This is a genomic window from Streptomyces sp. UC4497 (assembly GCF_054871485.1).
This window is the reverse complement of record NZ_JBTYHB010000005.1, coordinates 54,837-68,577: the sequence shown is the minus strand read 5'-3', so window position 1 is coordinate 68,577 and position 13,741 is coordinate 54,837. Positions and strand designations below refer to the sequence as shown.

The 13,741-nt window shown below is 71.3% G+C and carries 8 protein-coding genes; 5 read left to right on the top strand and 3 right to left on the bottom strand.

Translation table 11 applies throughout. The features are described 5' to 3' along the window. Positions 1–5 precede the first annotated feature (5 nt). The gene (locus ACYSUO_RS09170) at positions 6–2,666 is read left to right on the top strand and encodes a cation-translocating P-type ATPase (RefSeq protein WP_461775791.1); all 2,661 of its coding nucleotides are present in this window, start codon (positions 6–8) and stop codon (positions 2,664–2,666) included. Between the two features lie 25 nt (positions 2,667–2,691). After that, positions 2,692–4,401: a SulP family inorganic anion transporter gene (locus ACYSUO_RS09165; protein WP_461775790.1), complete on the top strand. Its 1,710-nt coding sequence runs from the start codon at positions 2,692–2,694 to the stop codon at positions 4,399–4,401. A gap of 62 nt (positions 4,402–4,463) precedes the next feature. Here ACYSUO_RS09165 and ACYSUO_RS09160 read toward each other — a convergent pair whose 3' ends face one another. From ACYSUO_RS09160 to ACYSUO_RS09150, 3 genes are read right to left on the bottom strand one after another with little or no spacing between them, the layout of a single operon-like run. Further along, positions 4,464–5,939 carry an alpha-amylase gene (locus tag ACYSUO_RS09160; RefSeq protein WP_461775554.1) on the bottom strand — a complete coding sequence of 492 codons (1,476 nt, stop codon included), beginning with the start codon at positions 5,937–5,939 and terminating at the stop codon, positions 4,464–4,466. A gap of 5 nt (positions 5,940–5,944) precedes the next feature. Then, positions 5,945–8,626, bottom strand: a complete 2,682-nt coding sequence (locus ACYSUO_RS09155; protein ID WP_461775553.1) for an MGH1-like glycoside hydrolase domain-containing protein — start codon at positions 8,624–8,626, stop codon at positions 5,945–5,947. A 24-nt stretch (positions 8,627–8,650) separates the two neighbouring features. Continuing rightward, on the bottom strand, positions 8,651–10,105 hold the full coding sequence (locus ACYSUO_RS09150; RefSeq protein WP_461775552.1) for a hypothetical protein: 1,455 nt from the start codon (positions 10,103–10,105) through the stop codon (positions 8,651–8,653). Positions 10,106–10,237: 132 nt separating this feature from the next. Here ACYSUO_RS09150 and ACYSUO_RS09145 point away from each other — a divergent pair, with 132 nt between their 5' ends. The 3 genes from ACYSUO_RS09145 to ACYSUO_RS09135 all read left to right on the top strand — a co-directional run bounded on the left by ACYSUO_RS09145 (position 10,238) and on the right by ACYSUO_RS09135 (position 13,721). Next, positions 10,238–10,792: a DUF1269 domain-containing protein gene (locus tag ACYSUO_RS09145; RefSeq protein ID WP_461775551.1), complete on the top strand. Its 555-nt coding sequence runs from the start codon at positions 10,238–10,240 to the stop codon at positions 10,790–10,792. Further along, positions 10,792–11,277 (top strand): DUF1269 domain-containing protein, encoded by a 486-nt coding sequence (locus ACYSUO_RS09140; RefSeq protein ID WP_461775550.1) that lies wholly within the window; start codon positions 10,792–10,794, stop codon positions 11,275–11,277. The genes ACYSUO_RS09145 and ACYSUO_RS09140 overlap by 1 nt, the downstream gene beginning before the upstream one ends. Before the next feature lie 161 nt (positions 11,278–11,438). Beyond that, positions 11,439–13,721 (top strand): LuxR C-terminal-related transcriptional regulator, encoded by a 2,283-nt coding sequence (locus tag ACYSUO_RS09135; RefSeq protein ID WP_461775549.1) that lies wholly within the window; start codon positions 11,439–11,441, stop codon positions 13,719–13,721. The last annotated feature ends 20 nt before the right edge of the window (positions 13,722–13,741 follow it).

Genomic DNA, 13,741 nt, shown 5'->3' with positions numbered 1-13,741 from the left:
CACACCTGTGGCACGCCGAGCCCGCCGACTCCGTGGCCCGCGAACTCGGTGTCGACCCGGCCGAGGGACTCGACACCGCGAGGGCAGCGGCGCGCCTCGAAAAGCACGGGCCCAACGCCCTGCCCGAGGAGAAGCCGACACCGGCGCTGCGCCGCCTCCTGGGCCAGTTCACCTCGTACATGCAGATCATCCTCGTCGTGTCCGCCGCCGTGTCCCTCGCCATCCAGGAGTGGGGCACGGCGGTGGTGCTGCTCGCCCTGTCCGTCCTGAACGCGGTCATCGGCCTGCGCCAGGAAGGCAAGGCGGACAGCGCCATGAACGCCCTGAAGGCGATGACGAAGGCCACCGCGCGGGTGCGCAGGGACGGCAGGGAGGCCCGGATCCCCGCGGAGGACGTCGTCGTCGGGGACGTGGTGCTGCTCGCCGCCGGGGACGAGGTGCCGGCGGACGGCCGGATCGTCTCGGCGACCGCGCTCCAGATCGACGAGTCGGCGCTCACCGGCGAGAGCGTGCCCGCGGCCAAGGACGCGAACCCGGTGCCCGGCGGGGAGTTGGGGCCTGCCGACCAGAGCGACATGGCGTTCATGACCACTCCGGTGACGCACGGCAGCGGAGTGCTGCTCGTGACCGCCACCGGGGCCGCCACCGAACTGGGCCGTATCTCCGGCATGTTGACGGCGACGCCGCGCGAAATGTCGCCGCTGTCCAAGGAGTTGAACCGGCTCACCCTGTGGATCGTCGGCGCGGCCGCGCTCACCATGGTCGTGATGTTCGCGCTCGGCCGCGGGCGCGGCGAGCCCTGGGACGCGCTGTTCGTCAGCGCGGTCTCCCTGGCCATCGCCGCGGTGCCCGAGGCGCTGCCGACGGTGACGCAGACCATCCTCTCGATGGGCGGGCTCGACCTGGCCAAGCGCAACGCGATCGTCAAGGACCTGCCGTCCGTGGAGACACTGGGCTTCACGTCCGCCGTGAACTCCGACAAGACCGGCACCCTGACGATGAATCAGATGACCGTCGTCGAGGTCGTCGACGCCTTCGACCGGTACACGGTCTCGGGCACCGGCTACGGCCTGGAGGGCAGGATCCACCACGCCGCGGGCAGCTCGCCCGGCATCGAGGACGCGATCCTTCCGTACCTCGTCGCCAGCGACACCTCGCTCGTCGACGGCGAAGTGGTGGGTGACCCCACCGAGGGCGCGCTGCTCGTGCTCGGACACAAGGCGGGCCTCGACGTGGCCGCCACGCGCGAGCGGCTGCCCCGCCTCGCCACCTTGCCGTTCGACCCTGCGTACAAACTGATGGCCACCTTCCACGCGGCGCACGACGGGCAGGGGCGGCCCGTCGTGCGCTGCTTCATCAAGGGCGCCGCGCCCGCCGTGCTCGCGCTCACCACCACGGCCCTGTCGGAGGGCGCGGGCATCCCCTTCGACGCGGAACTGCGCGGCCGGGCCGACGCCGAGGTCGAGCGGATGGAGCGGGCCGGCCGCCGGGTCATGGCCGCCGCGACGCGCGACCTGGACCCGGCGACGTTCAAACCTGACGGTGAACTCCTGGACCAGATACGGGAGTTGCGGATCACGAGCATCGTCGGCATGGTCGACCCGGCGCGCCCCGAGTCGAAGGCGGCCGTCGCCGCGGCCCAGGCCGCCCATATCCGCGTACGCATGGTGACGGGCGACGACGTGATCACCGGCGCGGCGATCGCCGAGCAGATCGGGATCGGCGGAGAGGCGATCCTCGGCGCCGAGTTCGCGGCGCTGCCCGAGAGCGAGCGGCTCGAACGGATCGACCGGATCGGCGTCGTCGGCAGGGTCGCGCCCGAGCACAAGGTGCTGCTCGCCGAGACATTGAAGAAGAAGGGCGACGTGGTCGCCATGACCGGCGACGGCGTCAACGACGCGCCCGCCATCAAGGCCGCCGACATCGGCGTGGCCATGGGATCGGGCACGGAGGTGGCCAAGAACGCCGGGCGGATGATTCTGTCCGACGACAACTTCGCCACGATCATTCACGCGGTGGAACAGGGCCGCAAGATCTACGACAACCTCACCAAGTACATCCGCTTCGTGCTGATCCTGCTGGTCGTGTTCGTCCTGACGTTCCTCGGCGCCTCGCTCTTCGACATCGCGGACGCCGAGCCGTTCAACCCCGCGCAGGTGCTGTGGATCCACTTCGTCGTCAACGCGGCCTTCGGCTTCTCGCTCGGCTTCGACCGGGTCGGCGCGGGGCTCATGACGCGGCGCCCGCGGCCGCGCGGCGAACCGGTGATGACTCCGGCGCTGATGCTCACGGTGGGGCTCGTGGGCGCCGGCATCGCCGTCGCGCTGCTGAGCCTGATCAAGCTCGGCGAGGCCCGCTACGACAGCGTCCGCATCGGCAACTCCATCGCGTTCGCGGCGTTCGCCCTGTGCCTGATCGTGGCCGCGGTCGAGTGCCGCAGTCAGACCGGGACCGTGCTCACCGTCGACACCTTCGACAGCAAGCAGCTCAACTGGACGATCCTGGGCGAATTCGTGCTCGCCGTGCTCGTCACACAGACCGATGTCTTCAACCGGCTGCTCGACACCGTCCCCCTGCACATCGGCCAGTTCGGCTGGGCGCTGCTGCCCGCCCTCGCGCTCCTCGCGCTGTGGGAGCTGGGCAAGCTGATCGTCCGGCGGAGGTGACCCCGCGGTGGCCAAGTCCCTGCCGATGCCGCCCGGTGTGCGGACGCTGCGCAAGTATCGGCGTTCCTGGCTGGTCAAGGATCTCGTCGCGGGCGTCGTCCTGACCACACTGCTCGTGCCGCAGGGCATGGCGTACGCCGAGCTGGCCGGGCTTCCGGCGATCACCGGGCTCTATACGTCGGTGATGTGTCTGCTCGCGTACGCCGTCGCGGGGCCGTCCCGGATCCTCGTCCTCGGCCCCGACTCCTCGCTCGGGCCGATGATCGCGGCGACGGTCCTGCCGCTGGTCGCGTCGGGCGGCGACAGTGATCGGGCGATCGCCCTCGCCTCGGTGCTCGCCCTGATGGTCGGGGGGATCACGATGCTGGCGGGCGTGGGGCGCCTGGGCTTCATCGCCGACCTCATCTCCAAGCCGACGATGATCGGCTACATGAACGGGCTCGCCCTGACCATCTTCGTCGGCCAGCTGCCGAAGCTGTTCGGGTTCTCCGTGGACGCGGACGGTCTGATCGGTGAAGTCGACGCGCTGGTACGGGGGTTGGCGGACGGGGCGGCGGTGCCGGCGGCGGTGGGCGTGGGCGTCGGCTGCATCGCGCTCGTCCTGCTGCTGCAGCGGCTGCTGCCGAAGGTGCCCGCCGTGCTCGTGATGGTGGTGCTCGCCATCGGAGCGACCGTCGTGTTCGACCTCGGGGAGCACGGGGTGAAGCTGGTCGGCCGGCTGCCGAAGGGGCTGCCGCCGTTCACCGTGCCCGACATCCGCTGGGACGACCTCGGCCCGCTGTTCGTGGGTGCCCTCGGCATCGCCCTGGTCTCCCTCGCCGACACCATCTCCAACGCCACCGCGTTCGCGAATCGCAGCGGCCAGGAGGTCCGCGGCAACGACGAGATGATCGCCATCGGTGCGGCGAACGCGGCCGCGGGTCTCTTCCAGGGCTTCCCCGTGAGCACCAGCGGATCGCGGACCGCGGTGGCCGAACGGGCCGGCGCCAAAACGCAGTTGACCGGGCTCGTGGGCGTGGCGCTGATCCTGCTCATGCTCCTCCTGCTGCCCGGCCTCTTCCGCAACCTGCCGCAGCCCGCGCTCGCCGCCGTCGTCATCACGGCGTCGCTCTCGCTGGCCGACCTGGCGGGTGCGGGGCGGCTGTGGCGGCAGCGCAAGGCCGAGTTCTGGCTGTGCATCGCCGCGTTCCTCGGCGTCGCGCTGCTCGGTGTGCTGCCGGGGATCGCGGTCGCGGTCGGCCTGTCGATCCTGAACGTCTTCCGGCGCGCGTGGTGGCCGTACAGCGCGGTGCTCGGGCGGGTGGCGGGGCTCGAGGGCTACCACGACGTGAGTTCGCATCCCGGGGCGCAGCGGCTGCCGGGGCTCGTGCTGCTGCGCTTCGACGCGCCGCTGTTCTTCGCCAACGCCAAGTCGTTCCGCGACGAGGTGCGCGGGGCGGTGCGGGCAGCGATCGAGCCGCGGTGCGTGGTGGTGGCCGCGGAGCCGGTGACCGATGTGGACACGACCGCGGCGGATGTCCTGGAGGAGCTCCACCAGGCGCTGCGCGAGCGGGGGGTGGAGCTGGTGTTCGCCGAGCTGAAGGATCCGGTGCGGCGGAAGATCGAGCGGTACGGGTTGGCCCGGACGTTCGGGCCGGAGGCGTTCTATCCCACGGTGGAGAGTGCGGTGGAGGCGTTTCGGGCCAGGGCCGGGGTGGAGTGGTCGGCGACGCCGGTCAGCCCCCGCGGCGATTGAGTGGCGGCCTCGGGGCTCCGCCCCGGACCCCGCTGCTCAATCGCCGCAGGGGCTTGAGGTGGTCACACCTCCGCCGCCAGCAGGTGCGTACCCCACGCCGGCAGGTCCACGTACAGGCCGCTCTCCAGCAGCTCCGCGCCCGCGCGCTCGAAGCGGTCCGTGCCGAGGAGGCTCGTCAACTGCCAGGTTTCTGAGCCCAGTTCGGACCACGGGAGGCGGATCCGGCCCTGTGCCGGGTGGTCGGAGAGGTTGACCACCGTCAGGAAGCGGCCCGCCGGACCCGTCCAGCACGACGCGACCAGCGCCGCGGCCGAGTCGTTGTCCGGCCAGCCCGCGCAGTCGAGGAGTCGCCAGCTCCCCGTGCGCATGCCGCTGACGTGCACGGCCGACAGCAGCCGCTCGTGGAAGGAGCGCAGCTCGTCGTCGGCCGGCTCCTCGGGGCGCCGGTCGAGGAACACCGGCAGCTGGACCCGGCGCCCCGTGAACTGGCCCTCGTGCCACAGCGTCGCGCCGGGCAGCGTGGCGATCAGCGCGGCCGCGGCCCGTTCCTTGTCCGGGGCCAGGGTGTGCGCGGCCCGCGGCTCGTCGTGGTTCTCCAGGAAGCGGACGAGCCCGCGCTGGTACGTCTCGTCGGCGTGCAGGTGGCCCCGCACCGACGCGGCGTCGTGGGCGAGGATCCGGTCGTAGAGCCGCTTGTCGTAGCAGAAGTCGAAGCCCTGCTGCTGGAGCGTCCATTCGAGGTCCCAGTACGCCTCCGCCGCGAAGATCATGTCCGGGCGCTCGCGGTGCACCGCGCCGATCACCTCGACCCAGAACTCCTCCGAGGGCCGCTTCCCGGCCCGCTCGCCCCAGGTGCGCTCGAAGACGTCGTTCGTCATCAGCATCGCCATGTCGCAGCGCACGCCGTCGCAGAACCGGCCGATGTGGTCGAGTATCTCGACGGTCGAGTGCCGCAACTCCGGTGCGAACGCGTTGAGTTGGACGACATCGGGCCACGGCGGGAAGAACGGGTCCCGGCCCCGCGCGAGCACCGCGCGCCCCGTGTCGAGGAAGCCGTCCGGGTCCCGCCGCAGGTCCTCGGCGTCGCCGCGCACGAACAACTGCGGGTACTCGCCCACCCACGGGTTGTCGGGCGCCACATGGTTGGGCACATAGTCGAGCAGCAGCCCCACGCCCCTGCGGTCGAGTTCGGCGCGCGCCGCGGTGAGGCCGACGGCCCCGCCGAGCGCGCCGTCCACCTCGTAGCGGCGGATGCAGTACGGCGAGCCGGCGATGTCCTGCTCGCCGATGCCGGGGACGGCCGCCTGGAACGCGGCCCGCAGCGAGGGGTTCTGCAGGGCGATGGCGCGGCCCTGCGGGCTGCGTTCCCACACGCCCATCAGCCAGACGACATCGACCCCGGACGGGGTGATCTCGTCCCAGATGTCCTTGGGCACGTCCGCGAGGCCGATCTCGCGGCCGAGCCTGCGTCCCGTCTCCCGCAGCCACACACGGGTGTTGACCTCATGGATCACGGGCTGTGCCGGCAAAGCGGCCATCGCTGCTACCTCCTGGTGGTGCGCGGTCGGAAGGCGTCGGGGCCGAGAGTGCCGAAGATCTTCGTCAGGGCCGCGACGAGCCCCGTCCACCCCGTCTGGTGCGAGGCGCCGATGCCGGCCCCGTTGTCGCCGTGGAAGTACTCGTAGAAGGAGATGAGGTCGCGCCAGTGCGGGTCGTCCCGGAAGAGCGCCTGTCCGCCGTACACCGGGCGGTTCCCTTCCTCGTCGCGCAGGAAGATGCGGCCGAGCCGCGTGGAGATCTCCTCCGCGACCTCGAAGAGGTTCATGCGCACCCCGGAGCCCGTCGGGCACTCGACGGTGAGCTCGTCGCCGTAGAAGCCGTACAGATGCAGCAGGGACCGGATGACGAGGGCGTTCATCGGCATCCACACCGGGCCGCGCCAGTTGGAGTTGCCGCCGAACATGCCGGTGTCGGACTCGGCGGGCAGATAGCCCACTGAGTACTCCTGGCCGTGCACCGTGAACGTGTAGGGGTTCTCCTCGTGGTACTTGGACAGCGCCCTGATCCCGTACGGGCTGAGGAACTCGTCCTCCGACAGCACCCGGGACAGGACGCGCACCAGCTTCTTCTCGTCGACGACGGAGAGGAGCCGGGGCCCGCCCGCTTTGCCGGCCTGGGCCTGCGACAGCGTCACGGACAGGGACGGGTGGCGGGAGGCGAACCGCTGCAAGCGCTCACCGAGGCCGTCGAGGCGTTCCAGTTGCTGCGGCTGGAAGACGGTGGACGCGCACAGCGGCAGCAGGCCGACCATCGAGCGGACCTTCAGGCGCACCGCCTCCCCGTCGGGCAGCCGCAGCACGTCGTAGAAGAACCCGTCCTCCTCGTCCCAGAGTTCGTCGCCGAGGTTGCCGAGCCGGTCCATGGACGCGGAGATCCACAGATAGTGCTCGACGAACTTCAGGACCAGGTCGTCGTACATCTCGTTCTGCTCGACGAGTTCGAGGGCGATCTGGAGCATCGACTGGCAGTACAGGGCCATCCACGCCGTGCCGTCGGCCTGCTCCAGGGAGCCGCCGGTGGGCAGGGGCGCGCTGCGGTCGAAGACGCCGATGTTGTCGAGGCCGAGGAAGCCGCCCTGGAAGACGTTGCGGCCGGTCGGGTCCTTGCGGTTGACCCACCACGTGAAGTTCGTCAGGAGCTTTTGGAAGGTGCGCTCCAGGAACTCGTGATCCGTGCGGCCGGTCGTCTGCTTCTCCACCGTGTACACGAAGTACGCGGCCCAGGCGTGCACCGGCGGATTGACGTCGCCGAAGCTCCACTCGTAGGCCGGGATCTGCCCGTTGGGGTGCTGGAAGGAGTCCCGCAGCAGGAGTTCGATCTGCTGCTTGGCGAAGTCGATGTCGACGACGGACAGGGCCACCGCGTGGAAGGCGAGGTCCCAGGCCGCGAACCACGGGTACTCCCACTTGTCCGGCATGGACACGATGTCGTCGCTGACCATGTGGAACCACTCGCGGTTGCGCACGCCGGGCCGCGGCATGCTCCACGGCGTCATGTTGTGCTCGGCGAGCCATGTCTCCAGGTCGAACGAGTAGTACTGCTTGGACCACAGCATCCCGGCGAGCGCCTGGCGCATCACCCGCGCCTCGTCCTCGCCCGTGTTCTTCGGCGTCAACTCCTTGTAGAACGCGTCCGCTTCGGCGATCCGGTCGCGGAACACCGCGTCGAAGCCGCGGGCCAGGCTAAGTTGGGCACCGGCGGGCCCGAGACGCAGCCGCAACGTCTCGGACCCGCCGGCGGGCACGGTGAGCATGTGGTGGGCGGCGGCCTTGGTGCCCTGGTGCGCCGGATCGACGGCCCCCTCGTCGCCCTCGATCACGTACCGGCCGATGCCGTCCTTGACGTAGGGGGAGGCGTTGGGCGAGCCGAACAGCCGCTCGCTGTTGGTCTCGTTCTCCGTGAACAGCAGCTCGGCCGCGGCATCACAGCGCAGGTCGTAGCTGCCGAGCTCCGGGTGGTCGGCGCGGATCGTGCGCGTGGAACGCGAGCCCTCGGCCGCCCGCAGCACCGGCTTCTGCGTCGTGGCGGAGTGCTCGCCCCACGACCAGGTGTTGCGGAACCACAGCGTCGGCAGCACGTGCAGCGTCGCCTCTTCAGGGCCCCGGTTGTCGACGGTGATCCGCATCAGGATGTCGTCGTGATCCGCCTTGGCGTACTCCACCGTCACGTCGAAGTACCGCTGCTCGGCGAAGATCCCGGTGTCGAGCAGCTCGTACTCGAACTCCTGCCGGGAACGCCCGCCGTTGACGGCCACGAGGTCGTTGTACGGGTACGTGGCCTGCGGATACTTGTACAGGTACTTCAGGTAGGAGTTGCTGGGCGTGGCGTCGAGGTAGAAGTAGTACTCCTTGACGTCCTCGCCGTGGTTGCCCTCCGCGTTGGTCAGGCCGAAGGCGCGCTCCTTGAGGATGGGGTCGCGGCCGTTCCACAGGGCGACCGCGAGGCACAGGCGCTGCTTGTCGTCGCAGAGCCCGCCGAGGCCGTCCTCGCCCCACCGGTAGGCGCGCGAACGGGCGTGGTCGTGCGGGAAGTACGACCACGCGTCGCCCCCCGGGCTGTAGTCCTCGCGCACCGTTCCCCACTGCCGTTCGCTCAGGTACGGGCCCCACAGGCGCGAGCGTCCGCTTCCGTCGCCGGTCGGCCCGACGCGCGATTCCTTCTTCATGTGAACCCTCCACGTGCTCATGGGTCAGCCCGGGGCGCCAGTCTCGGCAGGGGGTCGCGGGGTCGCCTCACCTTCCGGGGGTGAGCTCCCGGCTTCCGGGGGTGAGCTCCCGGCGCGGGCCGCGAGCGTGACCGCGATCTCGTACGCGGCGAGCAGCACGGCGATGACGAGCAGTGCGGTCCACGACGACAGCAGGATCGACACGATGGCCGCCACGACGGCCCCGCCGACGCGCAGTACGTCCGCGTGCCGGGCCAGCCACGGCCTCAACTGCCGGTCCTTGCCCAGGTGTTCGCCTGCCCGGGCCATCCCGTGGCCGGTGGCGCGGGCGCCCTGCGCGGTCCACCGGCGCAGCGCGGACGGCAGCCGTCCGGGACCGATCAGATAGCAGAGGACGGCGATCGCGACGCCGAGCCACAGCAGTTGATCGCCTCGTTCCCGCAGCATCGTGAAGATGGTCCACAGCGCCGATTGCAGTCCGTCGCGGTAGACACCCTCCGGCATCTGGCCCAGCAACTGATCGCGCACGCCGCGCAGTACGGCCGTCAGCACCGTGACCGACACCACCAGCCACAGGCCGAGCTGGAGCAGGGTGCGCCGGCGGTTCGGCGACACCCACAGAGAGAGGGCGAGGAGGACCGGGACGGCGATCAGCAGTCCGATGACGGCCTTCTTGAACAGCAGGACCGCGTCCTGGAGCTGACCCAGCTCGTTCCGGTTGTAGAGGCGGATCTGCGCGAAGTTCTCGGGCAGGTCCCTCCCGATCGCCTTCTCGATCCGCTGGTGCAGACCGGGCGGCAGCTCACCGGAGGACAGCGTCGGAAGGTCGATCTTCTTGCCGAAGACGGACGGCAGCTCGGTCTCCAGGGAGCCCAGCAGGTTGTTGACCACGGGCAGCAGGTTGAGCGTGACCGTGTCGCCCTTCACCTTGATGTTCTCGTTGCGTTTCTCCAGGAGGGCGACGATGCGCTCGTGAGCGAACCGGTTCGTGGTCCGCCACAGCTCCTGGAACCGCTCGGTCGCGATCAGCTCCGAGATCTTGTCGTGCATGAAGTCGTGCACGGCCCCCGTGACCGGGCCGGCAAGGAACGAGGCGCGCGGTGGCAGCGCGTCGGACAGCCGCTGCTCCACGTCGAGCTGGTCGAAGATCTCGTCCGCCAGATACTTGGAGACCGCGGCGTTCACCTTCGGGTCCTCGGGCAGCGAGCCGACCGTGGAGATCCAGCGGTCCGTGTTCAGGGTGGTCCGCGCGCCCCACCCGCCCACCACGGAGGTGACCGCGAGCACCGCGACGAGCGCGATCAGGATCGCGGCGATCGTGCGCCGCACCGCGAACGTCCGAGCGTGGCGCCTGCGCTGGCTGCCGACGCGATCACGCAGTACCTCGACCTCGGCGCGCAGCCGTTCCAGTTCCGAATCGGTGGCGGACGGTGGGCCGGACGCGGCTTCGCCGGGGCCGGGGGCCTGTTCATCGCTCATGGCGTGGCACCTCCAGCGGCCAGCGTCGCCGCGGTCCGGGTTGTGTTGCTCACCTGCGGCGGGTGACGCGTGGCGCGGGCGGCGACGGTGTGATGCCGGTGGAGATTCCGTCGACCATCGGAGGGAGACGCCATGGCCGTCATCGGACCGGTGCAACTGCTCACCATCGAGTTCGGGCCGGACGCCAAGTTCGAGGGGCGCATCATCGAGGAACTGGCGATCCTCGAGGCGAACGAACAGATCCGCGTCCTCGATGTGCTCTTCGTCAGCAAGGAGCCCAGTGGTGGCCTGTTCTCCCTCGACTTCCAGCAGGAGGGGATGGGCGCGACCGTCGCCGCCCTGCTCGGAATCTCCCGGGAGCGGATCCGCGCCGTGCAGGACGCGTATCCGAGCATGGCCGAGGGCAACGCGTTCGGGCTGAGCACCGGCGACATCAGGGAGATGGCCGAGGCCCAGGACCCGGGCACGTCGGCGGCGTACATCATGCTCGAACACGTCTGGGCGAAGCATCTGCGCAAGGCGGTCAGGGACGCGGGCGGGGTGCCCGTCGCCGAGGGCTTCCTCACGCAGGAGGCCCTGGAGCCCGTGGCCGTCGAACTCGCCGCCGCGGCCGAGCGCCTGGGCGATCCGGTCGCCCCCAAACCCACTCCCGTACCCAAACCCGGCAACCGTCCCAGGAGGACCTGATGGCCGAACTCGTCGTACTCGGATTCTCGGACAAGGAAAAGGCCGAATCGGTGCTGCGCCTGGCCGGCGAGCTGTCCCGGCAGGAGCTGCTGGAGCTCGAGGACGCCGTGGTGGCCTGGCGCACCATGGACGGGAAACTGCACGTCCACCAGACGCACAGCACCACCGGAGCGGGCGCGGCAGGCGGCGCCCTGTGGGGCGCGCTGTTCGGAATGCTCTTCCTCATGCCCGTCTTCGGCGCCGCCGTGGGCGCGGCCACCGGAGCCGCCGCGGGCAAGCTCACCGACATCGGCATCAACGACGCCTTCGTCAAGGAGACCGCGCGCGCCCTCGAACCCGGCCGCGCCGCCCTCTTCACGCTCGTCAGGCGCACCACGCCGGACCGGGTGCAGGAAGCGCTGCGGCCCTTCGCCCCCACCGTGATCCACACCTCTCTCACCAAGGACCGGGAGGAGGAGCTGGTCGAGGCTCTCCAGTCCAAGTAGTCGCCGGACGGCCCACGGGCCCCCTCGTTGTCGACGCGCCGTCTCACACCGGAACTTCACCCGGGTGAGATGGCGCTTGGCATGTGCCGGACGCAGTGCCCCCGCCCCCACACTGGCCGCAACGGGGCGGGTCCACTGCGCTGCGAGAGCGAGGGGGCACCATGGCCGAGTGGTCACACCGCACACCGGACGGCGAACACGGCGCGGAGCAGAGCGACTCCGTGCCCGCGCTGCCCGGCTGGATCGTGCCGCGCCCCCGCCTCACCGACCAACTGGCCAGGGGCGTACGGGGCCCGCTCACCGTGGTGGTCGGCCCGGTGGGCGCGGGCAAGACGGCCCTCGCCCTGGAGTGGGCGCACACCCGGCGCCCGACCTGGCCGCTCGCCTGGGTCACCTGCGACGGGCCCGCCGAGCATCCCGGAGTGTTCTGGCAGCGGGTGTTCGGCGCGCTGCGCTCCGCGGGCGTCACGGTGCCCGAACCGGCCGCCAGCGACGACGGCCCGCTGCTCGTCGCGACCCTCGCCACCTGCCTGAACAGCGAGGCGGAGCCGTCGGTCCTCGTCCTCGACGACTTCCAGCCCGCCCTCGACTCGCCGATCGCCCGCGGCGTCACGCACCTGCTGCGGCACGCCCCCGACAAGCTGCGTCTCGTGGTGCTCGCCCGCCGCGACCCGCCCCTGCACCTGTACCGCGGGCGGCTCACCAGCGAGGTCGCCGAAGTACGCACCGCGGACCTCGCCTTCGACGACCGGGAGGCGACGGCCCTCCTGGCCCAGCACGGCATCGACGTGACGAAGCAGACGGTGAGCACGCTGCGGCGGCGCGCGGACGGCTGGGCCGCGGGCCTTCGGCTGGCCGCGATGTCCATGGAGCGGCGCGGCGACCCCGAACGGTTCGTGGCGGAGCTCGCGGGCGACGACGAGGCGATCTCCAGCTACCTGGTCGAGGAGGTGCTCGACCAGCAGTCGCCCGGCATGCGCAGGCTCCTCCTGACGACGAGCATCCTGGACCGGGTGAACGCCGAACTGGCCGCCGAGCTCGCGGGCGACACCGACGGAGCCCTGTTCGCGGGACTCGTCCGGGAGAACTCCTTCCTGCGGCCCGTGGGGCAGGGCTGGTACCGCTGCCACCAGATGTTCGCCGACGTGCTGCGGACCTGCCTGCGGCACGAGACGCCCGGACTCGTGGCGCCCCTGCACCGCACGGCCGCCTCCTGGCTCGCCGGGTGCGGTCTGCTCGCCGACGCCGTACGGCACCTGTTCGCCGCGGGCGACGGGGACGAGGCGGCCCGGCTCATCGTCCACCACCTCGCGATCGGGCAGGTGCTCGGCCTGGCCAGGGCCCGGCTGCCCGTCGACACGGGCCGGCACCCGCCCGACGAACCGCCCGCGGAGGAACCGGAGTCCGCGCTGCTCGCGGCGGCCGTCGCCAGGACCCGCAGGGACGACCAGACGTGCACCAGGAACCTGGAGCGGGCCGCCGAACTCCTGGACCGGCTGCCGCAGGGGGAGGACGACCGCGTCGCACGGTGCCGGCTCACCCACGGCGTGATCCGGATGGAACGGCTGCGCGGCCACGATCCGCGCCGCGCGGGGGCAGCGGCGGCCGACGCGGAGGCGGCGGCACCGCAAGTGCCCCACACCCTGCTGGCCGAGCGGCCCGAGATACCGGCGCTCATCCTGACCGTGCGGGGCAGCGGAGAGCTGCGGGCCGGCAGCCTGAAGGCCGCCCAGGCCTCCCTCACCCGGGGACTGAAGGCGGCGGGCGCAGCGGGCAACGGCGCGCTGCGCCGGGACTGCCTCGTCGAACTCGCGCTCCTGGAGGCCCTGCGCGGCCGTTTCCGGGCCGCGGACGAGCTCACCGCCCAGGCCGTCCAGCCGCCGATGCCGCCGTGGACCGCGGGCGAGCCCTCGCGCGCCACCCTGCACCTCGTGCGGGCCTGGGGCGCCCTGGCGCGCGGCGAGCCCGTCCGGGCCCGGCACGAACTCGCCCACTGTGAAGCGGCGTTGGGAAAGGGCTCCGACACGTTCCTCGCCGAGATCGGCGGCATCGTCGCCCGGATCGCGAGCACGGTGGAGCGCGGGGGCCGGGGCGCGGACGCCGTCGCGAAGGCGGTGACGGTGTCCCGGCTGCCGCAGACGGTGCAGCGGACGGTCGCGCCGACCTGTGCCCGGCTGCTGAACCCCGCGCAGCCGCACCGCGCCCACGCCGCCGAACCGGCCGAGCAGGACCTGCTCGCGCAGGTTCCCGCCGAGCGGCTCAGCGCACGCGAACGCGATGTCCTCGGCCGGCTCGCGCAGATGATGACCACCGAGGAGATCGCGGACGAGCTCTACCTCTCGGTCAACACGGTGAAGACACACCTCAAGAGCGTCTACCGCAAACTGGCCGTGTCCCGCCGCTCGGCAGCGGTACGCCGGGCCCGCGAGCTCCAGATCCTGTGAGCGCGCCGGGCCGGGCGGCG